Here is a 23,358-nt window from a genome sequence, read left to right on the forward strand (position 1 = left end):
CCCCGCATTTTCCCCACTCTGGCCACTCTCTCCAAAAAATAGCAACAACTCGAGAGTCAGAGATAAATCGTTGTATGGCAGACAACTTTTTACCAATCTCTAAAGACTCCGCTCTCGAATTGCTGCTATGAAAGAACGGCGGCGGGATTTAAATGCAGGAATGTTTGCAATGGTTCACCGCGATCAAAGGACCCGCCGCCGATTGACTATTTGTAAATCGAAATGAGTTTTCGAAGTTCAGAAAACTTGAATTGCCTGTTATTTCGGTCTTTATCGCCTTGTGTGTATTTCCTCTTTGAGCAAATGCAGGTCTTCCACACCCATTATTTCGGTCGAACATTCCCCAAGCCAACCGTTCTCCTGGTTGACTCCGGTATATATTTTTATATAATCGACTCCCGGCAGGTTGACTTTGTTTCCGCTCGCATCGACAGCCCAACTTATATCTATCGACGAATCGTCATAGCTGTTGATTTCATTGTCCGCATAGCCGTAGCGGAATTTGTAAAGAACGAAATAGGTTCCCGAACCGCTCTCGTCAATGGCATTCTGGGGCAGACATGTACCTGTAAACGTCAGCGTATTTCCGGCCCAAAGCGGATAATACGGTTGTGAGTGGTACTGGTTTTTCACTTTGTAGCCGGAATTTCCCTGATTATCCTCCCATTTTATATAAGTATCCCATTCGTCTCTCGATGCCGGTTCGCTGTCGGGGCGGTAGTAGGTTATCCGGTAATCGAAGTAAATGTTTACATCGTTGCCATTGACCTTCGCCATTTCATACCACGGTTCCTTGGTCGGATCTGCGTGGGCGCTGCCCTGTATTTCATACCATTGTACGTTGTCCGGCCCGAGATTGTCGGGATCATAGGCCACCATGATCACCCCGGGCTCACAGCTTCCGCCCTCTGGAGCATCCGGATTGGGATTGGCATTTGCATAAAAGGCATTGCCTAAAACCCGGAAGTCTCGCAATCCTTCGACATTCTGGATCGTGTGGTCGAAACCGACCGTCACATAGCCGCCGAATCCGCCGAGGGTGATCATTCCGCGCTTATTATTGCCTATGGCGTCCAGCACTTTCTGATTCATTGTCTCCTGCGTATCCCCCTCCTCGTACAGCGGCAGCGTATTGGTAAATTGCCCGACTGCCGGCATGTAGTCGAAGACCTTGGTGATGTAGGGATTCGACCCTTCCGCAGGCGGGTCGATAGGAGCGTATTCGACAAAAACAGTGAAATAATAATTAAAGGTGATATCCCCTTGCGATACTGTTAATGTCAAACCGATAGCGCCGCCATGTGAAAACATGTGCTCGAGATTCTTGGTTTGTGCGACAGGCTCCTCATCCTCGAACCATAAGTAAGAAACACCGTCGTCGGACACGCTGCTTACTTCTATCCGAAACAGTTGGTCGACCTTGGCCCTGAATCCGCCTTCCGGCTCTTCGACGGTTATATCTTCCTGTTTGAGTAGATAATCGGTGGTTACTATGACCTCGAAATCATAGTCGAAGACGGTCGTTCCCTGGCTGGCATGCAGCGTCAGGGTGAATGTTCCCAACGAAGTGAAGGTGTATTCCAGATTCTTCGAATCGGCTATTTTCGAATCGCCGAGGGACCATTCATAGGAAACGCCCTCGTCCGAGACGCTTTTCACTTCAATCCGGAAAGGCTGGTTGACCAAAGCCTCAAATCCCCCGTCGGGCCGGTTTACGGAGATATCTTCCTTTTTAAGGAGGTAACCGCGGTCTCCGTTATCAGCGTCGCTGCACCCGGCAAGAAATCCGACCGGAAGTAACGCCGACAGAAGCAGTAAAACGATTCGCGTGTAATTTTTTTTCATATTCAAGTGTGTTAAGTTACTCTTCCAGCGGTTGTAATTTTTTACGGGTGAATACGATATGTGCCGGGATGTTCCCCGTGCTTATCGACCATTTTCGTATGCCGTCCGGCCCGAAGCAGTGCAGGGTTCCGGCTCGGACGTAGTCTTTGGCGTCGGTAACCAGAAACTCTCCGGTGTTCGGGTTGACGGCAATTCCATAAGGTGTCTGGATCCGCTTTTCTGTGCCGTCTTTGATAAAGTTGCGCGTAACGATCTCCCGTGTGCGCGTGTTTACGATGGCGTAGGATACCGTCCAATCGTTCGTTATATAACTCCATTCGGTACTGTACAGGAACAGCGAATCCCGACATAGGGTCATATGTGTGTTGGGCAGGTCTTCGAACTCGTATGCAACCTCGTCCGTCGAGGTGTCGATTATGAATGTTTTGGAAGGGATTTCATAATAGTCTCCGCGGGAAGAAACATACAGGTTGCCGTAATTGTCCGGCTGTATCCGGTGAAGGTTGATAGCGACGTCTATTTTTTTCTCTTCCGTAAAAGTTTTCAGGTCGATAACCGACACGGTACGGTCGTAATTCGGAACACGGTAACCGCCGGAATTGGCGACATAGAGTTTATCGCCCACGATGGCCATCTCTTCGGGCTGATAACCTACGATGCACTCATCGACGACCTGAAGACTGGCCGTATCGATTTTTGCTACATACCCGATCCGGGCGTCCGGAGCTATCTGCACGGGACCTGCGTAGGCGCTCACATAGGCGTATTTGCCTTTGAATGCTAGGTAACGGCAATTGGGGATAGCTATTTTGGTGATATGTTTGGCCGTATTGACATCCATCACCTCGACATAATTGGAACAATTGATAACCGCCCAGAGTTTGTCGCCGTAGATTTGAATGTCGTTTCCCACGTCGCCGAGGTCTTTTACTTCATACGGGTTGCGTTCGCCGTAAATATTTCGCGTGTAGACGCCTGTCTCATAGTCATAATAGTCGAGCGAAGCCTGATTCGTACCCATATTGCCTTCGTTGAGCAGGAAAAATCCGTATATATCGCCAGTAACCTGTTCCCACGGATTCACCAAGGTCGGCTCGGAGGGCAACACCGGGTCATCCTTGCGGCAGGAAGCCGCAAGTGTGAGAACGCCGATGGAGACTGCAAGCCATTTTAAATAAAACCCTTTCATCATAATGTAAGACTTAGAATAATCTTGAAATTGGTTCCCGGCATGGGATACCATTTAACCACTTCGTATTGCTGGTTGAAAATGTTATTCACCTCCGCGGTGATACGAAGCTGAGCGTGTTTGAATGGAAAATTCCGCGACAGCGACATGTCGTGCGTGTACCACGGCTGGATGTAATTGGCCGGAGTATTGTTCCCGAGCATATACCGCTCGCCCGTGTAGATAAAACTGTAATTGAAATCCCACTTTCGATAGGAGGCGTTGAGAATCGCGGAGCCGCTGTGCCACGGAATGTAGGGTATCTGGTCGCCGTATCCGTCCATAACGGTTTCCTCCCAACCTTCATCCTTCTCCTTGGTGAAGTCCTGCGCCTTCTGATAGGTATAACTCAACCGGGCGTCCAATGCCACGCCGCCTATATTGAAACAGGGATTGAACGTCACATCCACGCCGCGTATCTCCACATACCCGAGGTTGACCATCGTCCAGACGAGCTGGTTGGAGGTCGGGGTGGCGATTATCTTGTCTTTTACCTCGTTGTAATAGGCATCCACCGTAAGATTGAGCGACGACAGCACTCCTTTGCCGAATTGTTTGGAGTAGACAACTCCCACATTGTATTGGGTGGCGTATTCCGGCCTCAGAAGCCGGTTACCCAATTGCACATAATAGAGGTCGTTGAAGGTCGGCATCCGGAATATCTCTTTATAAAAGGCTCTTATATCGAGACCGATCTTTTCAAACGGACGGTACGATGCGACTACCGTGGGAGAGAATATGTTTTTATCAGGCGCGGTTTCCATCCTCCGAGCGCTCCGGTCATGTACATATGTGTAAAGCAGGCTTGCCTGCATGCTGAATCGTTTGAGGTTGACCGATGTGGCTATGGCTCCCAGCAACGTATAACGCCTCGGTTCGATGAAATGCGCATTGAACATATCGGTGCCGTCCGCATCGAGTTTGTTCCATTGGAAATCCGCGGACAAATTCGCTGTCCACCACGGGGTGAAAGCGAACAGATTGGCTGCCGTAACATAGACCTCCTGCTGCCAATAGTGATTATCCATCGGTTGTACGGTACTTTCGGGCGGCATGACGTAATTCATATAGTCGTTGGCGTATTTGGCTTGGATTTTATAGCTGTAGAAATCCGTCACCTCTTGCCTTAAGGAGCCCTGAAAGAAAAAATTACGGTCTTTCTGCCGGTCTTCGTTCAGCAATGAAATACCGTAATCCTTTTTTACGGCTGCACCGGGATAGCCCCGCTCGGAGTTGTAGAAATATCCTTTCGCCTGCCATTCTCCGCGCTTTACCTTGCCGAAAAGAGCAGCCTCGGCGCGAAAAAACCAGACATCCCCGTTGCGCCTGACTTCGGTGGTGTCATAGCCGCCGTCCTTATGGTAGCGAAATTTGTATTTGCCCGATGTGTTCAGGTATTCGATATTGGCCGACGACGAAAGGTTTTCGCTGATTCGGTGCTCCCAAAGGGCGGAAGCGTTGATAAGGTCGAAGGAACCGCCTTTGAGTTTCACATTGAAACGGTTTCTGCGCCCGCTCTCGAAAGCAGGTCTGCGCGTCACCATATATACCGCACTCGCCGAGGCGAAGTCGCGTGCGGACTGGAATATGTCGCTTTTCTGGCCGTTATAAACGGATACCAATTCCATGTTGTCGAGCGAAAATTTACCGAGGTCCACCGTCCCGTTCTGGGCATTGCCGATCTGTATGCCGTCGTAGAATACCCCCACGTGCTGGCTGCCCATACTACGGATGTTGACGGTTTTCAATCCCCCGATACCTCCGTAATCCTTTATCTGCACACCGGAAAAATAGCGCAACGCATCCGATACGGAGTGTGAGTTGAGCCTTTGCAGCTTCTCGCCGGAGAGGATCTGTGCCGGGACAATCGCCTTGTTCTGCTTTCCGAGCACCGTCACCTCGTCAATGGCCAAAACCCGGACCGAATCCGGGATTTGACCTTTTTCGGCCTCTTGAGCATTGGTAGTGCCGAAGGCGAGAAAGATGTACAGTACTGAAATTACCGATATTCTTTTCACTTCGTGATAGCGCTTGTTAATTAAGGAGTGCCGGGATTTTCTTACCCCGGCACTCCGGGTGTTGTCGCAAATGAGGGCCGGTTATTCGAACCTCACCGCCAGATCGTCCCACGCAAAATATGCCGGCTGGCTGAACCCATAACCGTTATCGCTGTCGCCTGTGACGTTGAATTCGATGCGACTGACTTTTCCGGGTTCGGAAAGATTCCATTTCTGCCAGTCGATGACGCAGCAGCGACGCTACCACTCGACGGTAATGTCATCCACTGCATAATAGGCAGGCAGCGAGTAACCGTAACCGTTATCGGCGCCGCCAGCCTGGTTCAGCCGAAGCGAAACGATCGGCCCCAGTTCGGAAAGATCCCATTTCGTCCATGTTTTCGTGATGGCCTCGGGCGTAGCGAAAATCATCGTAATGGTTTTGATTTCGTTGCCGTCGGCATCGAACCCCGTAGCGTAGAAGGTTACGTCTTTGGTCAGTTCGGGCGACAGTCCGTTGCCGGAGGTGGCAACCGAGTAGAAATAGCAGGTCGAATTGACGTACAGACTTCGGATCGTCCGTGCTTTATTGTCGGCAAATTCGAGAATGGGACGTCCATCACCGTAAGGAAAGTCAAAATCCAAATAGCCGAATGTCGTCAGGAAATTATCGGAACCATTGCGGCCTCCGCCTGTCATACTATCCTCTACTCCGTCGGGATTGTACACATACAGATCGTATAAATAACTGCCATATTTACTCTGATCCAGCGAATTGGAATTATAGGAGCATACGAACCAAGGATAGCCCCATCCGTTCATGAAGCCGGTAGGACGGCCAGTAGTGAGCTGCGTGGTTTCATCGACCCAGGCATAATCGTCTGGACTCCCTAATTGTGTCGTTGAATATTTTCCGGGGTTATAGTTGCAGGCGACCCATTTGGCCCAGTCGCTACCCTCGAAGGTAATTGTATAGCTATGCGTATCCGCCGCACTTACTGTCAGTTCTGCCATGCACGAGAAATTCCCGGCCATTCCGATCAAGGCGATCACACCCTCCGTTTCTGCATAGCTGTTCGCTTTGGCCGGCGCTACAACCGTCAGTACATTGCCTTCGACCGAAACTTTCCATCCGTCGGGTTTAGTCCATGTCATCCGTTCGACACCCTTGCTCTCGATCGTAAAGGTCTGCGTCTCATCGTAAACGAATATGCCTCTCTTTGCGGAAATCGCGAGATTCAACGCACCTTGCATGGGAATTTCGAGTTTTCCGCCGTCGACAAGCGTAAAGACCGCCATACCGGGGTTCGAGACCGTATCCACCGACTCGAACATCGAATCGCCATCCGTTCCTTCAGCCCTGACACCCATCGAAGTCCATGTAGTACCATTGTCGATCGACATTTCCCACTCCTTGGTTTCGGTATTGATACGCAATTTCGGGGACACGGCATTCTGTCCGGGGGCGCCGTCCTCACCCTGCGCCTTGATCTTTTCGCCGTCGACCAGTATGAAATCGCCATCGAGCGTCCAGTAATAAAGGCCGTCGCCATCTTTTTTCACCGAGACAGCGGGAGCATCAATTCCATTTTTTCCGTTGGTGATCGTGGCGGTTTCACCATTGGAGAATGTAATTGTGTATCCGTCATTATTTTTGATGACGGAGGTCACAGTTACATTCTTTTGTAAAGCATCGACCAGTTTTTGGAGTGCATCGATATCGGTGTTAGCACTCTTCATGGCCTGCTCCATAGCTTCCATGCGCGAATCGAGGTCATCGACCGCCTTCCACAAATCGTCGTCGTCATACGAGCAGCTCCACATCGCAACGCCGAACAGGGCGATTGCCAAAAGGGTAAATAGTTTTTTCATTCCTGTTGTATTTTAAGTTTGACAAATAAAAAATCAACCGTATCCTTTCGGGATACGGCACAACAGAAATTCAAAACGGATTTACACCTTGGCAAGGCTGTCGGAAGCCTCGTATTAGACCGGAATGCCGGATGCAGGGGAAATCGCAGTTTTGATTTTCACCCGTACACCCGCAGGTTGCAAATCTTATAAAGGCATCGGCAGGTCTTCTGACTTGTTCCGGTTTTACGCCTTCCCAGCCTTGCGGCCAGTGGCAAAGATTGTAAAACCTTTTGCGCCCCATGTCCGGGGCAGGAACTCACAGCAACGGGTATTGTCGCAGATTCTCACTGCATTCCCTTTTCATTCCTCATCGCGCAATCGGCGATTCGGAAACCTTTGCGACGGCAAATATACAAATATTTTTTAATTCGGTATCTTCGATACAAAAAAATGCAATCCTGTATTTTGGGCATTTTACAGTTATGAATCATGCTTATCCAATTTGAGATTTTTAAGAATAATTACTTTTTTCTCAATTGCCCTGCATCTTGGAGTAGCTCATACGCTTTGCGCTCCTTGATAGTCGCCTGCTCCAACTGATCGGCTCGAAGTTTCACGCCTGTTTCATACCGTTCGACCCGATTACGAATCGTATTGCGGACGGCCTTGCGCTTGTCTTCGCGGAATATTGCTTCCAATTCCGTCAGTTTCTTTTCTCCGATTCCCCCGCACATCTTTACATAACGGTATTTCAGGTCGTTCACGGCCAACAGCCGATTGTTTTCTGAAATTCGGTAGATGAATGCGCCTTGCAGGAAAATACATTACCCGTGCAGGAGCATCGACACACCTACACGCTCGACATTAAATCCTCGAAAACCTTACTGACAATGTTTGTCAGATCTTCGAACCGGAGAACTCGAAGCCGTTTTTCGAGAACAGAACACCTTGTTTCAGGTCAGTATTTCCGCAATATTTATAGCGGATGCCGATACCCTGTTCCCATAATTTGCCGTCCAGTTTGATTGCATCGTAGATTGCGTATCTGGCCTTGTCCGGTTCGCATAGCCGCTCCCTCCGCACGTCGTCTTTCCCGGCGCTGGATACAGCCCGTATTTCCCGGTCAGCTCCTGGCAGACCTCGGCGTTGCGGAGCTTGATATTCTTGTCCGAAATGGTCTGTCCGTCATTTCCGACCTTGTTGTAGACCAGGTGGCAGAGCGGATGGGGCCGGTCGAGATGGCGCACCAAAAGATATTGCGTATCGGTGATGCCCATCTTCTGCATGTACTCCTTTGCGATCTGCGTCATCGGGGCGTCGGTCATGCGCGGAGCGCCCTTGGGTGAAAAAGAGAGGAGGATATGCCCGGCGGTGTTTTTCAGCCGCGGGTTGAGAAAGATCTGGTATTTGAAGTCCTGCACCATGTTCTTCACTTCCGGGGACATGACGCCCTCGGCGTCCAGTATCCGGGATTTCGGACTACGTTTGCCGATGCAACAAAGGCACGATATTTTCGTTTGTATTGCGAACGAACTCCGCAGGGAGTACCGAGGAAACGACGCAATTTCACACTACACAGCCGGTAGAGCCGGCAAAAGCCCCGCTTAACTATTTGTCGAAACGACGACACGATGCCCGACTGCATTGCGTGCCGACACCCTCGTATGCCCCTGCGCCTTAATTATGCCCGATGAATACGCATTTCGATATATACGGTCTCATGACGACAACCGTCGAACCGCTGCCCTACGTCAGCGAGGGCATTCCGGCGGGATTCCCGTCGCCGGCCGCGGACTATATCGGCGACCGCATCGACCTGAACGAAGTCCTCATACTGAGTCCGGGTGCGACATACTATGCCCGCGTTCGGGATTACTACTTGGTCGAGGAGGAGCTGGAGCAGGGCGACGGCATCCTTTTCGACACGCGGCTTGCACCGCGCACCGGGGACCTCGCGTTCTGCGAGGTCTGCGGCGAACGGATGCTGAAATATATCCGTAAACGGGGGCGCGAGCTATGGCTTCTCGGTGGCGGAACGGACGACACGCTTTCGGTCGACGGCGATATCGAAGCGCTGGCTCGATCCATCCGTCGTTACGGAAGAGGCCGTCGCGGCTCTGCTGACCGTATACCCTGAAAAGGAGATGACGGCATGGCCCGTCAGGCCGAAGTTCAACTACGGAGACCCTTGCGACGAAGGCATCATAGAGCCGGTCGCGGAAATGCAGAAGCCCGGACTCTGAGCGCAAGGCCGCATGGGCTTCATGCAAAAAGAGGGGAGACCGATAACGGCCTCCCCTCCGGCAATGAGTCGCGTCACTCTTCTAATACATGAACTCTGCCAGTGCTTCGACGAGCAGTTTGAGGAGCTGCTCGGCCGTCAGAGGGTGTGACGATTTTCTGAATATGCGGTCCATCTTCGTCCGGAGCAGTTCGAAGAAACGGTTGGCTTCGTGAGGCGGCATTTTCTTGACCGTCATCACCATCAGCCAGAGCGGAACTTCGATATAGGGCGGCTGGATGAAGAGCTCGAGCAGTTCGTCGGAGTGATGCCTGTAATCCAGATAACTGTTTTCACAGACTCCGTACAGCGGCAGAATGATTAACTCGTAGACGTTATGATGCGTTCTGCGCATATCGCCTTCTTCATAAAACCATACGTCGATCTTTTTGGCGCCGACTATCCGGTACGGATTATAATTGTCTCTGCTCATTTCATGAAAAGCCCTTTATTTCCGAATAAATGCTGTTGGCCATATAATCGCGTAATTCGCCGCGGGTCGAAAGCCGGCAGAACCGGTATTGCGCCGGCAAACGCCGGCCTTTCGAGAAGTTCTTCTGGTCCGTCGAGCACGATTCCAGTCGGATCGAGTTCCCGTCGTGTCTGTCGTAAAGACCCCATAAGGATTCCGCATCAGGACATCGGGGATCGTCGGTATGGAAAAGATATACCTCCCCGACTTTGAAATTGCAATGTTTCACCGTCATTCGTTTGGGCTGTTTTATAGTTTGTGCGGCAAAGATGGATGAAAGGCAGAGACCTTGCAAGAATATGTGGAACCATTCCAATATTTTATTTTAGCAGATACTCCGAGTTGCTAATAAAAAAGCAACTCGTGGATGTCTGTACGACTTTATCGAGTTCTGATTTTTAGGGGCGGAGGGGGCCGGCCTTAAGTTCCAAACTTCGGGACAATACGGAAAATCTCGAATATGTGAATTATGTAAATTTAAGATAAGGATAATGTCATCCGTCTTAAAACTTTACAGTTATGAAAAAGGATAACGAGAATCCCTATCGCCCTTATCGTGTGGTAAGCGTCAAAAAGATCGACCGCTGGTTTTTCGAGAAGCACGACCATCGCAGAACCCATGCGAAAATCTATCACTCAATCATTCGGCCCAAGTTCGGGATTTGTGAAAACACGTTTCTCGACTACCGCCACGAACCCGACGAATTGCTGGAACTGTTCCGGCAGTCGGTCAACGTCGAATTTTCGATGTGGCTTCCGACCATGGAGGTCAAATACATGGGACCGGTCGAAGCCGACCGGTTCAGCCTGATACTTTGGGATGCGTTCGACAAGGCTTTCAAACGTATATTCAAAGAGGAACCGGCTAGCCGGATAGATTCTGAAAAGTTATTGAAGCATCTGATAATCTGTTTGGGAGAGAAATCACCCGTCCTGGTGGGGTGACGCAGCGCGTTTATGAAAGGAGGGTGCTGTTCGAATTTCGGACAGCACCGGTGTTTTCATGGATCAGTCAATTTTATATTATAACACCTTGGTATTCAAAATCTCTCGGCTCGGAATTTCGATAGTCTGATGCCGGGCTCCGTTTTTCTCGATGATTTCCACTAAAAGTACCTTGTCATCGGAGATCGTGAGTATAGGAAGCGTGAATACCGTCCGCTGACGCTGATACCCCCCCCTCACGACTGCCGGATCGTTGCAGATGCGCAGGATTTCGAGCGGCGTCTGCTGCTGCGCTGTGCGTTTCGAGAGTTTGCGATCCGCTACGATGAATTGTCATGCTGCCATCTGCTCAATAATTTCGACATTCCCATCGGCATCGAGCATCCCGAGGGTGAGTGTCCGGACATTCCGAGCGCTACGCAGTGGACCTCGGCCATCGACCTGACCAACCGCCGGGCCTACTTCAAAACGGCTTACAACAATACGATACGCTGTATCGATCTCGCACGGATCGACTTCGGGAAAACGGCCTATCAGTCCCATCCGCTGGATCCGAAACGGGAACAGCTCGTGGAGCGGATCGCGATTCCGGAGTAAGCGGGTGGTTACGGCACGGTTTCGGACACCTCCTCGTCGGCATCTCCGATGCTGAACTCCTTGTCGGCGAAGAGTTCGGCGAGGCCCGTGATCTGTTTCAGACGAAGCAGTTCGTCGCGGTCCATGCCGATATGGCGCATGATCCACTGGTCGGACATCCGCGCGCGGGTCAGTTCGGCGACGATCTCGCTCATCAGCTCGACGTTGTGCGTGCCCCGCGCCCGGTTGTGGCGGATGGTCGAGGCCATGCGGTTCGAAAGGTCCTTCTCGATCACGGTGACGGGCAGCAGCCCCCGTTCGCGTTCGTAGATGCGCTTCGAGGTTTTGAGCACCAGATAGCGGTGGTAGCCGTCCACCAGTTCGTAGCGGTCCCTTTCGGCGTCGTAATAGCAGACGCACGGCATCGTATAGCCGTCCTCCCAGATAGACAGTTCCAGCAGCTTCATCTCGGGCGGTGCCACGACGTTGGGGTTGTAGCTGTTCGCCACGATCTTCTCCACCGGTACAGCGCGGACGTTATAGACAGGGCTCCGGAAGTTTTTCTCGGTCGGATGTTCGTAATAGCGATTCATATTTTTCCATGATTTTCCTGCGGCGCTGCGTTTCGCTTTTGTTGGGCGAAAACCCCATGTATTTGCAGGCGTGGTCGTTTTTCAGGATGCAGATGCAGATACGCTTGAACGTGGGCAGCTGGCTGAATTCCGGCAGGTCCGTGTCGTCGAGATACTCCATGCGCACCGGACGCTTGTCGGTGCGGTAGGCGCTCCTGTCGCCGACTTCGATGCGGATGCCGGCCTTTTGCAGTCTGGCGATGGTCTCCTCGGAGAGACATCCGCCCTTTTCGCGCCAGAAACGGATGCTTACGGAGAGTTTTTCCAGATAGTTGCGCCGCGTCGGCTCCGGGAGCGTCGAGAGCAGGAAATGCATGTAACGCTCCCACGTCATTCCCTTCGGCAGACGCACCGACTGCCAGCCGACGGCCGCCGTCCTGCCGTACAGCGCCGCGAAATTGGCTCCGTCGACTCGGCCGACCATGCGTCCCCATGTGTCCGGATCTATGGCTTTGTAGAGGTGCAGGCTGGCGATGGCCGGCGAGATGAACGGACTGGCCACGCGCTGACTGTCGAGCGGCACGCCGGCCCGGTAGAAAAGGTCGTACAGCCGGTTGTAGGGCCAGCCGAAACGTCCGTTCGCCGTCCAGATGTCGGTCGTCAGCCAGTCGTAGAGCGGATAGGCGTTGCAGATGCCGCCGCCGGCCCATTGCCGTATCCACCGTTTTCCGCCGAACCGGTGGTGGTTGCGGTCGCTGTATATCGTGCGCCAGCGGTTGAAGCTCTCCTGCGTGCGGATGCCGATCAGACAGCATGTGCGCGCCGCGCCGCTGCGTGCGTGGAGCCATTCGGCGAAGCGGTTCTGGAATTCGTAGTCCCACATTTCGTCGGTGAAGAACGGGAAGTCGCGCCGCGTGAGAGATCCTTCGGGCATCTCCCGCACCCAAATCTCCCGCTTCGACTCCTCCCACGGCCGCCAGTACTGCCGGAACATCGAGGTGCAGGTCTGGACCTTGAACGGCACGCAGACCCGGTAGACATCGAGAATATCGGCGTTCGCGGCCAGCGTCCGGTCTACATAATCGAGCGTGTCGCGGTACTGGATTTCGTAATCCATGTGGAATACGCCGATCCGTCGGCGCAGTCCGTGACGCCGGATGTAGTCGATGCAGAGGTTGAGCAGCACGCCGCTGTCCTTGCCGCCGGAAAAGGAGACGTAGATGTTGTCGAAAAGGTCGAAGACCGTTTTCAACCGCTGCTGTGTCCGCTCGTAGACGTTCATGGCTGCCGTTTTTTCCCGTACTGCATCGTCACATACTGCGTCCACTCCTTCGTGGGGACGAAGCCCTCGGTGCGGAACACCTCGGCGTGGCGGAGCAGCGTCACGGAACGTATCGTATAGTCGCGGTGGTAATATTGGATGATTTCGCGCAGGAAGCGCGACAGCAGCTGCGGGTCGTCGCCCGAAACGTAGTAGTTGTTGATCTTGGCCACTCCGCCGTCGGTGATCTCCACGGGCATGAACCCAAAGACGGTCTGGCCTTCCCACGCGACGAACCACGTATGCGCACGCGAGGTCCAGAACGGGTAGTTGTTGTTCTGGCGCAGCACGCTGCGCCGCATGACCAGCGGAGCGACGAGTGTATAAAGGCGGGGCGAAGTGCCGTCCAATTTCTCGATTGTCATATCCGAAAGGTTATAAAACGACCGAATGTTATATATCTGAAACCAAATGCATTAAAAATGCATTCAATCCTTACAAATGTAAAAAATATCGGCCGTTTTCTCAAATTTTCAGATCGGGGCAATGGGCAATATCGTACTGTTTTTCTTTTGCAACAGTGTATTTTTTCTGTTGAAAAGATTATTTTTGTACTGGAACTATTCGTCCTGATTTATGAATTGTGCAAATCACCCTACCCAAGCAGCAGTCGCCCAATGTACGGAATGCGGAAAAGGACTGTGTGTGCAATGCGTACACAACCAGCAAAAACCTCTATGTGCCGCATGCCGTGAAACATTAAAAAGCCAAGCTATCGGTTCAACCATCTTTCATTTGCTTGTCTATGTCGGATTATTTATTGGGGGATACAAGTGGAATTTCATGGAAGGAGATGGATTTCCAGACGGGAGATTAGCCAGCGGTTATATGTTGATGGCCATAGTTTCCGGCTGGCAGTTTTTGAATTCAGTCGTTGGATGGCGTCTGGTACAGGGTGAGTTGACGACTTGGGCGATTTATTATGTGCTCAAATTGCTCCTTTCCGTGATTATCGGTTTTTTCACAGCCCCTTTCACGATCCTGTGGAACCTGATAAAACTGATACGTTTCCTGATTCGACGATAACGATCTTCTAAAAAACAGAGGATAGCTCAATACTCCGGGGTGCATTCGACAAGACTTTCAACCGTATACTTAAAGAGCAACCGGCTTGTCGGATAGATGGCGAGAAATTATTGACGCATCTGTGTTTGGGAGAGAAATCACCCATCGGGGTGAGGTGACGCGACTCGTTAATGAAGAGAGGGCTGTCCGAATTATTCGGGCAGCCCCGGTTATATTGCTCCGTCAGAGTTATCTCTCCCACATTGTTTACATATCGGAGCATATTATTACTCAGCATCCACCGAAACTTCTCCATAAGTTTTCGATCCTCAGGATTGGAGATTTTCACAGAACATAGACCGTCATTCAGTTCACTCTCACCTTCCAGCAATTTTAGTTTCTGAATAGTATAGTATCCCCGAATAAAATCCGTATAACTCGTCGGCAGCCCATGTGCCAAATCGAAGCCGTTTCCGATCAATATGATTCTGTTCATCCCCAGCCAGCAAGATAGCCACAGTAGGCGACACTCCTATTCTGCCGATAAATACGTTGAAAACTATTTAACTACAATATTTTGACAGTAAATAAATGACAAGGAGCAGCGGGAATTTCGCTGCTCCTTGTTTACTGGATTGTTTCGATCTGATTCTTTTTTAATATGTTCACTATTTCAGACAGCGGATAAAGAATCTTTCCTCCGATTGTCGTATAGGGGATCATTCGCTCATCTCTATAATTCTGAAGCGAACGCTTGCTCAATCTAAGCATGGTGCAGACTTCATTTGCTGTTAAATAGGTTTCCGTACAGAGACAGGAGGGTAGGGTATCCATCATATGATCGATTCTTTCGAGCGCTTCCATTGCTTTCTCTCGCAGTTCCATGTATTCCGGACTGCTTCGGGTAATCCAATCATTCATCATTGCTTGGGTTTGATCAGGTTTAACTTGAGCATTCGTTTTATATCCGCTTCTCGAAAAAAGATCTTATTTCCGAGCCTTGTATAGGGAATTTTACGCTGTTGCCGAAGGTATTGCAACGCTCGTTTTGTGACATGCAAAATACGACATAGCTCTTCCTGTGTCAGCCACCCATTCGGGGTGCCGGGTGTGGTATGAACGGCCAGGCGGGTTGCTTGGGTATGCAGCCGATTGACGATTGATTTCAATTCGTCAAAGGCTGCAGTTTCAATCAGTTTGCATTCCATCTTTTTTGTTTTGAGGTTCAACAATTCCCCGACTTATCGGCATATGTCCGCCAGTTCCTTCAGATACATATTCATCTTCTGATTGCTGCACACGGGGAGAAGCACGCTGTGCGCCTGACAATAGGGATGTGCTTTGTAGCGGTTCAGAATCTTTCGAGTTTCTTCCAGCAAGGGGATGTTACACATGTTTTTGGTTTTCTGCCGCGCCTTTCGAATCCATTCCATTCCGTTGATATCCTTGACAATATGTTCCGGCTTCAATTGTTGTACATCCGCAAAGGCTAATCCTGTCAGGCAGCAGAAACAGAAGATATCCCGAATCTGACCAATCCGTGGAATGTCGATCTGTTTATTCAACACCTGCAGGAATTCGTGTTTTTCCAAGAAAGCCCGTTCGACCTTTTCCATATGGATATGCTTTTCCCTGAACGGATCTTTTTTCAACCATCCGTTCGTCATGGCTATGCGTATGATTTTTTTGAAGTTTTTGAGATTCTTCATCACTGTATTATGAGCGCATTTTCGCTGAATCTTCATGTAGAATTCGTAATCCTCTACCAACCGTTCGGGTAACTCATCCAGATAAAAATCCGTTTTCCCGTACTGTCGGTTTAAAAATTCTTGTGTAATACGCAAAAGACTGTCGTATCGTTGGACGGTTGTGGGCGAAAAATCAATTCCGGACAATGCCCGGCATTTTTCATTATGCTCTTTAAATACCTCTATTAATGAATGCCGCCGAGGAGCATCCTTACCCAGATAGCGGAGTAGGACGGCCGATGCTGATATCTCCTGTCCTTCGGACTCCAATTGTCTTCTGACCTGTGTGATATTAAAAGAAATTGCATCCAATAGGCGATTGAGTTCCTTGCCTTCCTTGCTGTTCTCTACGGCCCGTCCTTTTGCAGTACACCAAAGTCGTAGTGGAATGTGGTATTTTATACTCGCATCCGCCCGTTGTCCGTTTACCGTAATTCGCATGAAGACCGGAGCCTTACCGGTTTTGTCTAATTTCGTTCTACGAATATAGAACGTCATACCGAATGTTGTTCTTTCCATAGCGCTGTTTTCACCGTTGCAAAGTTAGTTTTATAAACATCTTCTGTCAAGATGAAATACGTTGCAAATCAATGAACTAACGCTCTATTCGGTGTGCTTTTTCCGGTGCCTGAAAAGTACACCGAATAGGCCACGGCCAATCTGCTTTAAACAACTCTTTCTTGCGTATGTATGAAAACAAGAAAGCCTTATAAACGATTCGTTTATAAGGCTTTGCTGTTTTGTTCCATCGAACTCTGCGGTGCGTAGGGGACTCGAACCCCTGACCCCGTGCGTGACAGGCACGTATTCTAACCAGCTGAACTAACGCACCATTCCGGTTATTGCGAGTGCAAAGATAGTGTAATTTTTTTAATCGGCAAATGGTTTCAGGGCTTTTTGAAGAAAGAAAATTGCACGCTTCCGTAACTCCTTAATTGCCAGAACTCATTGAAATCCGAAAAATCCATTTTTTTCGAATGTTCGAAGATCAGGATGCCGCCCGGACGGAGCAGATCGCGTTCCAGGACCAGCTTCACGACCTGCCCGCTGCCTTCCAGGTCGTAGGGGGCGTCGGAGAAGATCACGTCGAACTGCTTGGCACAGCTTTTCAGGTAGAGGAATACGTTGGCCTTGACGGGATAGAAGTTTCCGATCCCCAGCTGTGCGGCCGTCTGGCGGATGAAACTGTAATGCACGGCGTTGATCTCGACCGCCGTGACGCTCCGTGCGCCGCGCGATGCGAACTCGTAGCTGATCGACCCCGTGCCGGCAAAGAGGTCGAGCACGTCGCACTCTTCGAAATCGAGCAGGTTGCCCAGCACGTTGAAGAGGTTCTCCTTGGCGAAGTCGGTCGTGGGCCGCGCCCGCAGGTTTTTGGGCGGGTTGATCGCCCGGCCCCGGTATTTTCCGCTGACTATTCGCATGTCGTCTGTCTGAATCGTTTGCCGAGCAGTTTGCGCGCCGCTTTCGGATTGTCGCCCGCAATGCGGAGTTCGTATTCCTTGAGCGGGAAACAGCCGTCGAGCCGATCGAAAAAGTAGGCGACATCGGTGTCCGTCGCCGCGGGAATCACTTCGGCAAGCTGCAATTCGCCGTTGTCGTATACCTTAATATATAGAAGTCCCGCCCTGCGGCTCATCCATACGGTTTTGGCGGCATTCGCAGGGGTATGCAGCAGCGGGGTGGTGAACCGCGCCCTGTCGCCCAGTTTCTCCTCCACCTGCCGCAGCGCCTCGCGGTCGATAGCCGTCACGGCCACCGTCTCCGCTTCCGGGTCGCTGGCGACGACGCACTCCTCCGCCGTCGGCGGCATGCCGTTCGCCGCGAGCATCTCCGCGCCCCGCTCCGCATCGAAGAGTTCGCCCGGCACGAGCATCGTGCGGGGCAGCAGCAGTTCGACCTTCACCGAAGCCCCTCCGGCGGGCAGTTCCGAGAGCGCAGGGACCGAAAAAGAGTGTCCATCCAACGAGAGCTGAATGGACACCTTATTGCCTGACTGCGGCGTGTTACTCCCAGTTGCCTGCCTCATTGTTACCGGAATCCATTGATCCGAACTTGACGCCGGGATAGCGGTTGAAGTTGTTCTGCTCGTCGTCGATCAGGTTGATCACCTCCTGGCGGTAAGCCACCGTGTCGAGGAACATCTTGTAGGGTGCGCGGCACTCCACGACGGGAATCACGACCTTCGACTCGGTGGTGATGATGCCGGCCTCCATGATGAACTGGGCCTTGTTGCCGGTTCCGGGAATGTAGCGGAAATTCTCGACATCCTGACGCGTCACCTTTTTGGGGGCGAAAATGGTGTCGATCACAGCGATCTTGAACTTTTCAATATTCTTTTTGCCCGACTTCTTCAGCATGGCCATGGCCGCCGAGTCGTCTTCGTCGACAATCTTGCGCTCCAGTTCGAGCGTGTCGGTCAGCACGAATGCCGTCAGCGAGTCGAAGCTGGCCGTGAAATGCTGGTACTTGGATTTGAAGGCGCGCTGGGCCGTACGGATATCCTTGATGCGGTCGATAACCTGGGCTTTCTTCGCCTTCGTTTCTTTGTCGAACCGGATCGGGGTGGAGATCTGGACGTAGATGACGTAGATCAAACCCACGATTGCTACGGCAAGAATGATTTGAAAGAGTTTTTTCATTTTAAATAAATATTTGTTATTAATTTTGCATCAATTAAAAACCGACGCATGTTCAGCACACGTATCGCGACCCAAATTTACGCTAAAATTTGTTTCGAAACAACTCCCGGACAAAAAAAAATTATAGAAAAGTTGTCCGAATATCTCGCAGACGACGATTTTTCGAGGATTTTCGTGCTGAACGGCTATGCCGGAACCGGAAAAACGACGCTTATCGCCGGGCTTGTCGGTGCGCTTAAAGACCTGGGAATCAAACCCGTGCTGCTGGCCCCCACGGGGCGTGCCGCTAAAGTGCTGGCCCAATACGCTCAGGAAAAGGCACTTACCATCCACAAACGCATTTACCGTCAGCGCACGAACGCCGATTACGAATCGAAATTCTCGCTCAACATCAACCCCGAGCGCGGAGCGGTGTTCATCGTCGACGAGGCCTCGATGCTTTCGGACAACTCGCAGGGCGGAGCCGTTTTCGGCAGCGGATCGCTGCTTTCGGACCTCGTGGAGTACGTCCGCAGCGGCCGCGGATGCCGCCTGGTGCTGGTCGGCGACAGCGCGCAGCTGCCGCCCGTCGGGGCCGATTTCAGCCCGGCGCTCGACCCGGCGTCGATGGACGCTTACGGTGACATCGTCTACGGCACGATGGACGAGGTGGTGCGGCAGGAGGCGCAGTCGGGCATCCTCTTCAACGCCACGCTGGTGCGTTGCATGCTCGAAAACGGGCTTTATGAGATTCCCCGTTTCGAGATGGATTTCCCCGACATCGAGGCGGTCGAGGGCGGGGAGTTCCTCGAAAAGCTCCAGGACTGCTATGCCCGGTACGGCCGCGACGAGACGATCGTCATCACGCGCTCGAACAAGCGGGCCAACCGCTACAACGAGGGCATCCGCCGCAACGTGCTCTATGCCGAGGAGGAGATCGAGAGCGGCGACATGCTGATGGTCGTCAAGAACAACTACTACTTTCCCGAGCACACCGAGGACTGCCCGATGAACTTCATCGCCAACGGCGACATCGCGCGGCTGAAACGCCTGCGGCGGTTCGAGGATTTCTACGGTTTCCGCTTCGCCGACGCCGTGCTCGAATTCCCCGACTATAACGATGCGGAGATCGAGTGCAAGATTCTGTTGGACACGATCGCCTCGGAGTCGCCCTCGCTCACGCGCGAGGAGTCGACGCGCCTCTTCTACGAGGTGGAGAAGGACTACACGGACATCAAGAGCAAACTGAAACGTTTTAAGGAAATCCGTGAAAATCCGCATTTCAACGCCGTTCAGGTGAAGTTTTCCTACGCCGTCACGTGCCACAAGGCGCAGGGCGGCCAGTGGCGGGCGGTCTTCGTCGACCGCTGCCTGTTCGGCGACGAGCCGATGTCGCGCGACATGCTCCGCTGGCTCTACACGGCCCTGACGCGCGCCACCGATAAATTATACCTTGTAAATTTCGACGAAAAATTCTATGAATAGCGAACGGCATCCCCTCGAACCCTTCCTGCCCGAAAACGCCCGCCTGCTGATGCTGGGCAGCTTTCCGCCCAAGCGCATCCGCTGGTCGATGGAGTTCTTCTATCCCAATCTGCAAAACGACATGTGGCGGATCGTGGGTTACCTCGCGGCGGGTGACAAAATGCACTTCCTGGAACCGGGCGGACGGCGGTTCGACCGGGAGCGCATCGAGGCTTTCTGCCGCGAGCGGGGGATTGCGCTCTACGATACGGCCGTGGAGGTCATCCGACTGAAAGACAATGCGTCGGACGCGGCACTTCAAGTGGTGCGCGAGGTCGACCTCGAAGCCCTGCTGGCCCGCATTCCCGCCTGCCGGGCCGTCGTCACGACGGGACAGAAAGCCACCGACACGCTGCGCGCCATCACGGGCTGCGGCGAACCCGCCGTGGGGGAGTGCGTGCCGATGCCCTTTGCGGGGCGCGACCTGACGCTGTGGCGCATGCCCTCCTCGTCGCGGGCCTTTCCGCGTCCCGTGGAGTGGAAGGCGGAGTTTTACCGCAAAATGTTCTCCGAGAACGGGATTCTCTGACGCTCCGGCGGAAAGAACCTGCCGGACGGGCGAAAAAAAATTGGTTGCCGGCTTTGCACGGCATCCAAAAAAGGCCTATCTTTGTTGTATAAATTATACAATATTCTATTTTGACTTCCGAAAAGAAAATCGACAAAAAATATGTCGAGACGCCCCTGATGAAGCAGTATTACTCCATCAAGGCAGTACATCCCGACGCCATTCTGCTGTTTCGCGTGGGCGACTTCTACGAGACCTTCGGCGACGATGCGATCAAGGCCAGCGGCATTCTGGGCATCACGCTCACGCGCCGCGCCAACGGATCGGCGACGTACGTCGAACTGGCGGGATTTCCCTACCATGCTGTCGACACCTACCTTCCGAAGCTGGTGCGGGCGGGTGAGCGCGTGGCCATCTGCGAGCAGCTGGAGGACCCAAAACTGGTGAAGGGACTCGTCAAGCGCGGCGTGATCGAATTGGTGACCCCGGGCATCGTGCTGGGCGACAACATCCTGGCCAACAAGGAGAACAACTTCATCGCGTCGGTCTACTTCGGCCGGCAGACGACGGGCGTGGCTTTTCTGGACATCTCCACGGGCGAGTTCTACGTGGCCGAGGGGACGGACGGCTACGTCGACAAGCTGATTTCGAACCTCCAGCCCAAGGAGGTCGTTTACCAGCGCGGCTACGAGGACCGTTTTTCCGGCTCGTTCGGGTCGAAACTCTACACCTACCGCCTCGACGAGTGGGTCTTTTCGGAGGACGTCAACCGCGAGAAACTCTGCAAGCAGTTCGGGACCAAGTCCCTCAAGGGTTTCGGCGTGGACCACTTCACCAGCGGCATTTCGGCCGCCGGGGCCATTCTCTACTACCTCGAATTCACCGAGCACCGCGAAACGGGCCATATCGCCTCCATCGCGCGTATCGACCAGGACGACTACGTGTGGGTCGACAAGTTCACGATCCGCAACCTGGAGCTTTTTTCGTCGAACGGCGCGCGCGAGAAGTGCAGTTTCGCCGACGTGATCGACCGCACGCTGACGCCGATGGGCGGCCGCCTGCTGAAACGCTGGATCGCCATGCCGATCAAGGACCCCGCGAAGATCAACGAGCGCCTCGATGTGGTGGAACGGCTGATCAAAGACGCCGATCTGGCGGATGTCATCCGCGAGCAGGTGTCGCTGGTGGGCGATCTGGAGCGTATCGCGGGGCGTATCGCCGCCCAGAGGGTCACGCCCCGCGAACTGGTGCAGCTCAAGAACTCGCTCGGAGCCATCGAGACGCTCAAGGCTGCGCTGGAGTCCACCGACGACGACCGTCTGCATGCGCTGGCAGAGCAGATCGACCCTCTGGCGGAGGTTCGCGAGCGTATCGCCCGCGAAATTTACCCCGACCCGCAGAACAACCAGATACAGAAGGGCGGCGTGATCGCCGACGGCGTCGATCCCGAACTGGACGACCTGCGCCGCATCGCACTCCACGGCAAGGACTATCTCGCGCGCATCCAGCAGCGCGAGAGCGAGGCCACGGGCATCCCGTCGCTCAAGATCAGCTACAACAACGTTTTCGGCTACTATATCGAGGTCCGCAACGCCCACAAGGACAAGGTCCCCGAGACGTGGATCCGCAAGCAGACCCTCGCCAACGCCGAGCGTTACATTACGGGCGAACTGAAAGAGTACGAGGAGAAGATTCTCGGCGCCGAGGAGAAGATGCTCATCCTGGAGCAGCGCATCTACGCCGGGATCATGGCCTATATCTGCGGTTCGCTGGCGCCGATGCTGCGCGATGCCGCCGCGGTGGCGCGCATCGACTGCCTCCAGTCCTTCGCACGCATCGCCTGCGAACGCCGCTACGTGCGTCCCGTGCTGGACGACGGCAAGCGCATCGACATCCGTCAGGGCCGCCATCCGGTGATCGAGACGCTGATGCCCGTGGGGGAGGAGTACATCCCCAACGACGTGATGCTCGACGACAAGCAGCAGCAGATTATGATGATCACCGGACCCAACATGTCGGGTAAGTCGGCGCTGCTGCGCCAGACCGCGCTGATCATCCTGATGGCCCAGATGGGTTCGTACGTACCCGCGAAGTCGGCCCATATCGGCTATGTGGACAAGATTTTCACGCGCGTCGGGGCTTCGGACAACATTTCGCAGGGCGAGTCGACCTTCATGGTCGAGATGCTCGAATCGGCCAGCATCCTCAATAACATTTCGGACCGCAGCATCGTGCTGCTCGACGAAATCGGCCGCGGCACGTCGACCTACGACGGCATTTCGATCGCCTGGGCGATGGTCGAATACCTTCACAACCACCCCTCGGCCCGCGCCAAGACGCTTTTCGCCACGCATTACCACGAGCTGAACGAGATGGAGCAGATGTGCTCCCGGGTGAAGAACTACCACGTCTCGGTCAAGGAGATGGGCAACCAGATCGTCTTCCTGCGCAAGCTCGAGCGCGGCGGCACGGAGCATTCGTTCGGTATCCACGTGGCCCGCATGGCCGGCATGCCGGTGTCGATCGTCTCGCGGGCGGACGAGATTCTGCGCAACCTCGAACTGGTCTACGGCAACAACGAGATCGTGCCGAGCCGCAGCCTCAAGGAGCGGGGCCGCAAATCCGCGGCGCAGGCCGTGAAGGAGGCCGCCGAGAGCGCCGGGCCGCAGAACATGCAGCTGTCGATGTTCCAGCTGGACGATCCCGTGCTGGTGCAGATCCGCGACCAGATCAAGGGCCTCGACATCAACTCGCTGACCCCGATCGAGGCGTTGAACAAACTCAACGAAATCAAGAAGATAACCGGCATCTGATAAAGCGATGCTTAAAGCGGATATACACGAGCCCCGGATCTCTTTTCG

The 23,358-nt window shown here is 53.1% G+C and carries 24 protein-coding genes, 1 tRNA gene, 2 pseudogenes and 1 riboswitch; of the genes and pseudogenes, 7 read left to right on the top strand and 20 right to left on the bottom strand.

Annotated elements, in window-relative coordinates:
• Positions 1-270 precede the first annotated feature (270 nt).
• The 7 genes and pseudogenes from ACGHP5_RS14615 to ACGHP5_RS14645 form a co-directional block, all read right to left on the bottom strand.
• The gene (locus ACGHP5_RS14615) at positions 271-1,845 is read right to left on the bottom strand and encodes a PKD domain-containing protein (RefSeq protein WP_390567428.1); all 1,575 of its coding nucleotides are present in this window, start codon (positions 1,843-1,845) and stop codon (positions 271-273) included.
• Positions 1,846-1,861: 16 nt separating this feature from the next.
• Positions 1,862-3,037, bottom strand: a complete 1,176-nt coding sequence (locus ACGHP5_RS14620) for a YncE family protein (protein WP_147625837.1) — start codon at positions 3,035-3,037, stop codon at positions 1,862-1,864.
• On the bottom strand, positions 3,034-5,091 hold the full coding sequence (locus tag ACGHP5_RS14625) for a TonB-dependent receptor (RefSeq protein WP_390567431.1): 2,058 nt from the start codon (positions 5,089-5,091) through the stop codon (positions 3,034-3,036). The genes ACGHP5_RS14620 and ACGHP5_RS14625 overlap by 4 nt, the downstream gene beginning before the upstream one ends.
• A gap of 81 nt (positions 5,092-5,172) precedes the next feature.
• Positions 5,173-5,316, bottom strand: a complete 144-nt coding sequence (locus ACGHP5_RS14630) for a DUF4465 domain-containing protein (RefSeq protein ID WP_390568449.1) — start codon at positions 5,314-5,316, stop codon at positions 5,173-5,175.
• 15 nt (positions 5,317-5,331) lie between these two features.
• The gene (locus tag ACGHP5_RS14635; RefSeq protein WP_390567433.1) at positions 5,332-6,942 is read right to left on the bottom strand and encodes a PL29 family lyase N-terminal domain-containing protein; all 1,611 of its coding nucleotides are present in this window, start codon (positions 6,940-6,942) and stop codon (positions 5,332-5,334) included.
• Between the two features lie 181 nt (positions 6,943-7,123).
• Positions 7,124-7,337, bottom strand: a riboswitch (cobalamin riboswitch).
• Between the two features lie 108 nt (positions 7,338-7,445).
• Entirely contained in the window at positions 7,446-7,688 is a 243-nt protein-coding gene (locus tag ACGHP5_RS14640) for a hypothetical protein (protein WP_290534070.1), read from the bottom strand.
• 136 nt (positions 7,689-7,824) lie between these two features.
• Positions 7,825-8,369: pseudogene (locus ACGHP5_RS14645) on the bottom strand (relaxase/mobilization nuclease domain-containing protein); the annotation flags it as partial.
• Positions 8,370-8,644: 275 nt separating this feature from the next.
• Between ACGHP5_RS14645 and ACGHP5_RS14650 the strand changes: the two are divergent.
• Positions 8,645-9,061: a S24 family peptidase gene (locus ACGHP5_RS14650; protein WP_390567435.1), complete on the top strand. Its 417-nt coding sequence runs from the start codon at positions 8,645-8,647 to the stop codon at positions 9,059-9,061.
• A 187-nt stretch (positions 9,062-9,248) separates the two neighbouring features.
• On the opposite strand, the gene ACGHP5_RS14655 is transcribed toward ACGHP5_RS14650, so the two are convergent.
• Positions 9,249-9,560: a hypothetical protein gene (locus ACGHP5_RS14655; RefSeq protein WP_290534072.1), complete on the bottom strand. Its 312-nt coding sequence runs from the start codon at positions 9,558-9,560 to the stop codon at positions 9,249-9,251.
• A 636-nt stretch (positions 9,561-10,196) separates the two neighbouring features.
• Between ACGHP5_RS14655 and ACGHP5_RS14660 the strand changes: the two genes are divergently transcribed.
• Entirely contained in the window at positions 10,197-10,622 is a 426-nt protein-coding gene (locus ACGHP5_RS14660) for a hypothetical protein (RefSeq protein ID WP_390567437.1), read from the top strand.
• A 78-nt stretch (positions 10,623-10,700) separates the two neighbouring features.
• Here the strand turns inward: ACGHP5_RS14660 and ACGHP5_RS14665 are convergent, their stop codons facing one another.
• Positions 10,701-10,949, bottom strand: coding sequence for a DUF4138 domain-containing protein (locus tag ACGHP5_RS14665; RefSeq protein WP_390568451.1), 249 nt, complete (start codon positions 10,947-10,949; stop codon positions 10,701-10,703).
• 9 nt (positions 10,950-10,958) lie between these two features.
• Here ACGHP5_RS14665 and ACGHP5_RS14670 point away from each other — a divergent pair.
• Positions 10,959-11,219 (top strand): annotated as a pseudogene (locus tag ACGHP5_RS14670) (choloylglycine hydrolase); the annotation flags it as partial.
• Between the two features lie 8 nt (positions 11,220-11,227).
• Here the strand turns inward: ACGHP5_RS14670 and ACGHP5_RS14675 are convergent.
• Genes ACGHP5_RS14675 through ACGHP5_RS14685 form a run of 3 tightly spaced genes read right to left on the bottom strand, consistent with a single transcriptional unit; the run spans position 11,228 to position 13,456 of the window.
• A complete protein-coding gene (locus ACGHP5_RS14675; protein ID WP_290534075.1) occupies positions 11,228-11,791 on the bottom strand; it encodes a ParB/RepB/Spo0J family partition protein in 564 nt (187 codons plus the stop codon).
• Positions 11,736-13,052, bottom strand: coding sequence for a DUF3440 domain-containing protein (locus ACGHP5_RS14680; protein ID WP_390567439.1), 1,317 nt, complete (start codon positions 13,050-13,052; stop codon positions 11,736-11,738). The genes ACGHP5_RS14675 and ACGHP5_RS14680 overlap by 56 nt, the downstream gene beginning before the upstream one ends.
• Positions 13,049-13,456, bottom strand: a complete 408-nt coding sequence (locus ACGHP5_RS14685) for a hypothetical protein (protein WP_337658225.1) — start codon at positions 13,454-13,456, stop codon at positions 13,049-13,051. The genes ACGHP5_RS14680 and ACGHP5_RS14685 overlap by 4 nt, the downstream gene beginning before the upstream one ends.
• Positions 13,457-13,667: 211 nt before the next feature.
• Here ACGHP5_RS14685 and ACGHP5_RS14690 point away from each other — a divergent pair, with 211 nt between their 5' ends.
• A complete protein-coding gene (locus ACGHP5_RS14690; RefSeq protein WP_390567440.1) occupies positions 13,668-14,117 on the top strand; it encodes a hypothetical protein in 450 nt (149 codons plus the stop codon).
• A 7-nt stretch (positions 14,118-14,124) separates the two neighbouring features.
• Here ACGHP5_RS14690 and ACGHP5_RS14695 read toward each other — a convergent pair whose 3' ends face one another.
• From ACGHP5_RS14695 to ACGHP5_RS14730, 8 genes are all read right to left on the bottom strand, one after another.
• On the bottom strand, positions 14,125-14,592 hold the full coding sequence (locus tag ACGHP5_RS14695) for an AbiH family protein (protein ID WP_337756312.1): 468 nt from the start codon (positions 14,590-14,592) through the stop codon (positions 14,125-14,127).
• A 131-nt stretch (positions 14,593-14,723) separates the two neighbouring features.
• Positions 14,724-15,017 (bottom strand): helix-turn-helix domain-containing protein, encoded by a 294-nt coding sequence (locus tag ACGHP5_RS14700; RefSeq protein ID WP_337773110.1) that lies wholly within the window; start codon positions 15,015-15,017, stop codon positions 14,724-14,726.
• Positions 15,017-15,304, bottom strand: a complete 288-nt coding sequence (locus ACGHP5_RS14705) for a helix-turn-helix domain-containing protein (protein ID WP_337773112.1) — start codon at positions 15,302-15,304, stop codon at positions 15,017-15,019. Before ACGHP5_RS14705 ends, ACGHP5_RS14700 begins: the two co-directional genes overlap by 1 nt.
• A gap of 33 nt (positions 15,305-15,337) precedes the next feature.
• Positions 15,338-16,363, bottom strand: coding sequence for a site-specific integrase (locus ACGHP5_RS14710; RefSeq protein WP_390567443.1), 1,026 nt, complete (start codon positions 16,361-16,363; stop codon positions 15,338-15,340).
• Between the two features lie 239 nt (positions 16,364-16,602).
• Positions 16,603-16,676 (bottom strand) — tRNA-Asp (locus ACGHP5_RS14715).
• 55 nt (positions 16,677-16,731) lie between these two features.
• Complete coding sequence (locus ACGHP5_RS14720; protein ID WP_337773115.1) at positions 16,732-17,268, bottom strand: RsmD family RNA methyltransferase; 537 nt, start codon at positions 17,266-17,268, stop codon at positions 16,732-16,734.
• Positions 17,259-17,828: a DUF3822 family protein gene (locus ACGHP5_RS14725; protein ID WP_337657700.1), complete on the bottom strand. Its 570-nt coding sequence runs from the start codon at positions 17,826-17,828 to the stop codon at positions 17,259-17,261. Before ACGHP5_RS14725 ends, ACGHP5_RS14720 begins: the two co-directional genes overlap by 10 nt.
• Before the next feature lie 22 nt (positions 17,829-17,850).
• Positions 17,851-18,486 (bottom strand): hypothetical protein, encoded by a 636-nt coding sequence (locus tag ACGHP5_RS14730; protein WP_337756302.1) that lies wholly within the window; start codon positions 18,484-18,486, stop codon positions 17,851-17,853.
• A 48-nt stretch (positions 18,487-18,534) separates the two neighbouring features.
• On the opposite strand from ACGHP5_RS14730, the gene ACGHP5_RS14735 reads away from it, so the two are divergent.
• The 3 genes from ACGHP5_RS14735 to mutS all read left to right on the top strand — a co-directional run bounded on the left by ACGHP5_RS14735 (position 18,535) and on the right by mutS (position 23,310).
• Positions 18,535-19,950: an AAA family ATPase gene (locus tag ACGHP5_RS14735; RefSeq protein WP_337657701.1), complete on the top strand. Its 1,416-nt coding sequence runs from the start codon at positions 18,535-18,537 to the stop codon at positions 19,948-19,950.
• Positions 19,943-20,518 (top strand): uracil-DNA glycosylase family protein, encoded by a 576-nt coding sequence (locus ACGHP5_RS14740; protein ID WP_390567446.1) that lies wholly within the window; start codon positions 19,943-19,945, stop codon positions 20,516-20,518. Before ACGHP5_RS14735 ends, ACGHP5_RS14740 begins: the two co-directional genes overlap by 8 nt.
• 158 nt (positions 20,519-20,676) lie before the next feature.
• Positions 20,677-23,310, top strand: coding sequence for a DNA mismatch repair protein MutS (mutS, locus tag ACGHP5_RS14745; RefSeq protein WP_390568453.1), 2,634 nt, complete (start codon positions 20,677-20,679; stop codon positions 23,308-23,310).
• Positions 23,311-23,358: the final 48 nt, after the last annotated feature.

It is taken from the genome of Alistipes sp. i18-0019-D1 (genome assembly GCF_042852885.1).
GTDB lineage: Bacteria > Bacteroidota > Bacteroidia > Bacteroidales > Rikenellaceae > Alistipes.

What these genes read in the sequence shown, in the direction of transcription:
- ACGHP5_RS14655 (WP_290534072.1), bottom strand. Translation starts at nt 9,560, where the DNA reads ATGCGCAGAACGCATCATAACGTCTACGAGTTAATCATTCTGCCGCTG.
- ACGHP5_RS14695 (WP_337756312.1), bottom strand. Translation starts at nt 14,592, where the DNA reads ATGAACAGAATCATATTGATCGGAAACGGCTTCGATTTGGCACATGGG.
- ACGHP5_RS14690 (WP_390567440.1), top strand. Translation starts at nt 13,668, where the DNA reads ATGAATTGTGCAAATCACCCTACCCAAGCAGCAGTCGCCCAATGTACG.
- ACGHP5_RS14660 (WP_390567437.1), top strand. Translation starts at nt 10,197, where the DNA reads ATGAAAAAGGATAACGAGAATCCCTATCGCCCTTATCGTGTGGTAAGC.
- ACGHP5_RS14710 (WP_390567443.1), bottom strand. Translation starts at nt 16,363, where the DNA reads ATGGAAAGAACAACATTCGGTATGACGTTCTATATTCGTAGAACGAAA.
- ACGHP5_RS14680 (WP_390567439.1), bottom strand. Translation starts at nt 13,052, where the DNA reads ATGAACGTCTACGAGCGGACACAGCAGCGGTTGAAAACGGTCTTCGAC.
- ACGHP5_RS14705 (WP_337773112.1), bottom strand. Translation starts at nt 15,304, where the DNA reads ATGGAATGCAAACTGATTGAAACTGCAGCCTTTGACGAATTGAAATCA.
- ACGHP5_RS14615 (WP_390567428.1), bottom strand. Translation starts at nt 1,845, where the DNA reads ATGAAAAAAAATTACACGCGAATCGTTTTACTGCTTCTGTCGGCGTTA.
- ACGHP5_RS14650 (WP_390567435.1), top strand. Translation starts at nt 8,645, where the DNA reads ATGACGACAACCGTCGAACCGCTGCCCTACGTCAGCGAGGGCATTCCG.
- mutS (WP_390568453.1), top strand. Translation starts at nt 20,677, where the DNA reads ATGAAGCAGTATTACTCCATCAAGGCAGTACATCCCGACGCCATTCTG.
- ACGHP5_RS14685 (WP_337658225.1), bottom strand. Translation starts at nt 13,456, where the DNA reads ATGACAATCGAGAAATTGGACGGCACTTCGCCCCGCCTTTATACACTC.
- ACGHP5_RS14740 (WP_390567446.1), top strand. Translation starts at nt 19,943, where the DNA reads ATGAATAGCGAACGGCATCCCCTCGAACCCTTCCTGCCCGAAAACGCC.
- ACGHP5_RS14720 (WP_337773115.1), bottom strand. Translation starts at nt 17,268, where the DNA reads ATGCGAATAGTCAGCGGAAAATACCGGGGCCGGGCGATCAACCCGCCC.
- ACGHP5_RS14735 (WP_337657701.1), top strand. Translation starts at nt 18,535, where the DNA reads ATGTTCAGCACACGTATCGCGACCCAAATTTACGCTAAAATTTGTTTC.
- ACGHP5_RS14730 (WP_337756302.1), bottom strand. Translation starts at nt 18,486, where the DNA reads ATGAAAAAACTCTTTCAAATCATTCTTGCCGTAGCAATCGTGGGTTTG.
- ACGHP5_RS14620 (WP_147625837.1), bottom strand. Translation starts at nt 3,037, where the DNA reads ATGATGAAAGGGTTTTATTTAAAATGGCTTGCAGTCTCCATCGGCGTT.
- ACGHP5_RS14675 (WP_290534075.1), bottom strand. Translation starts at nt 11,791, where the DNA reads ATGAATCGCTATTACGAACATCCGACCGAGAAAAACTTCCGGAGCCCT.
- ACGHP5_RS14635 (WP_390567433.1), bottom strand. Translation starts at nt 6,942, where the DNA reads ATGAAAAAACTATTTACCCTTTTGGCAATCGCCCTGTTCGGCGTTGCG.
- ACGHP5_RS14700 (WP_337773110.1), bottom strand. Translation starts at nt 15,017, where the DNA reads ATGAATGATTGGATTACCCGAAGCAGTCCGGAATACATGGAACTGCGA.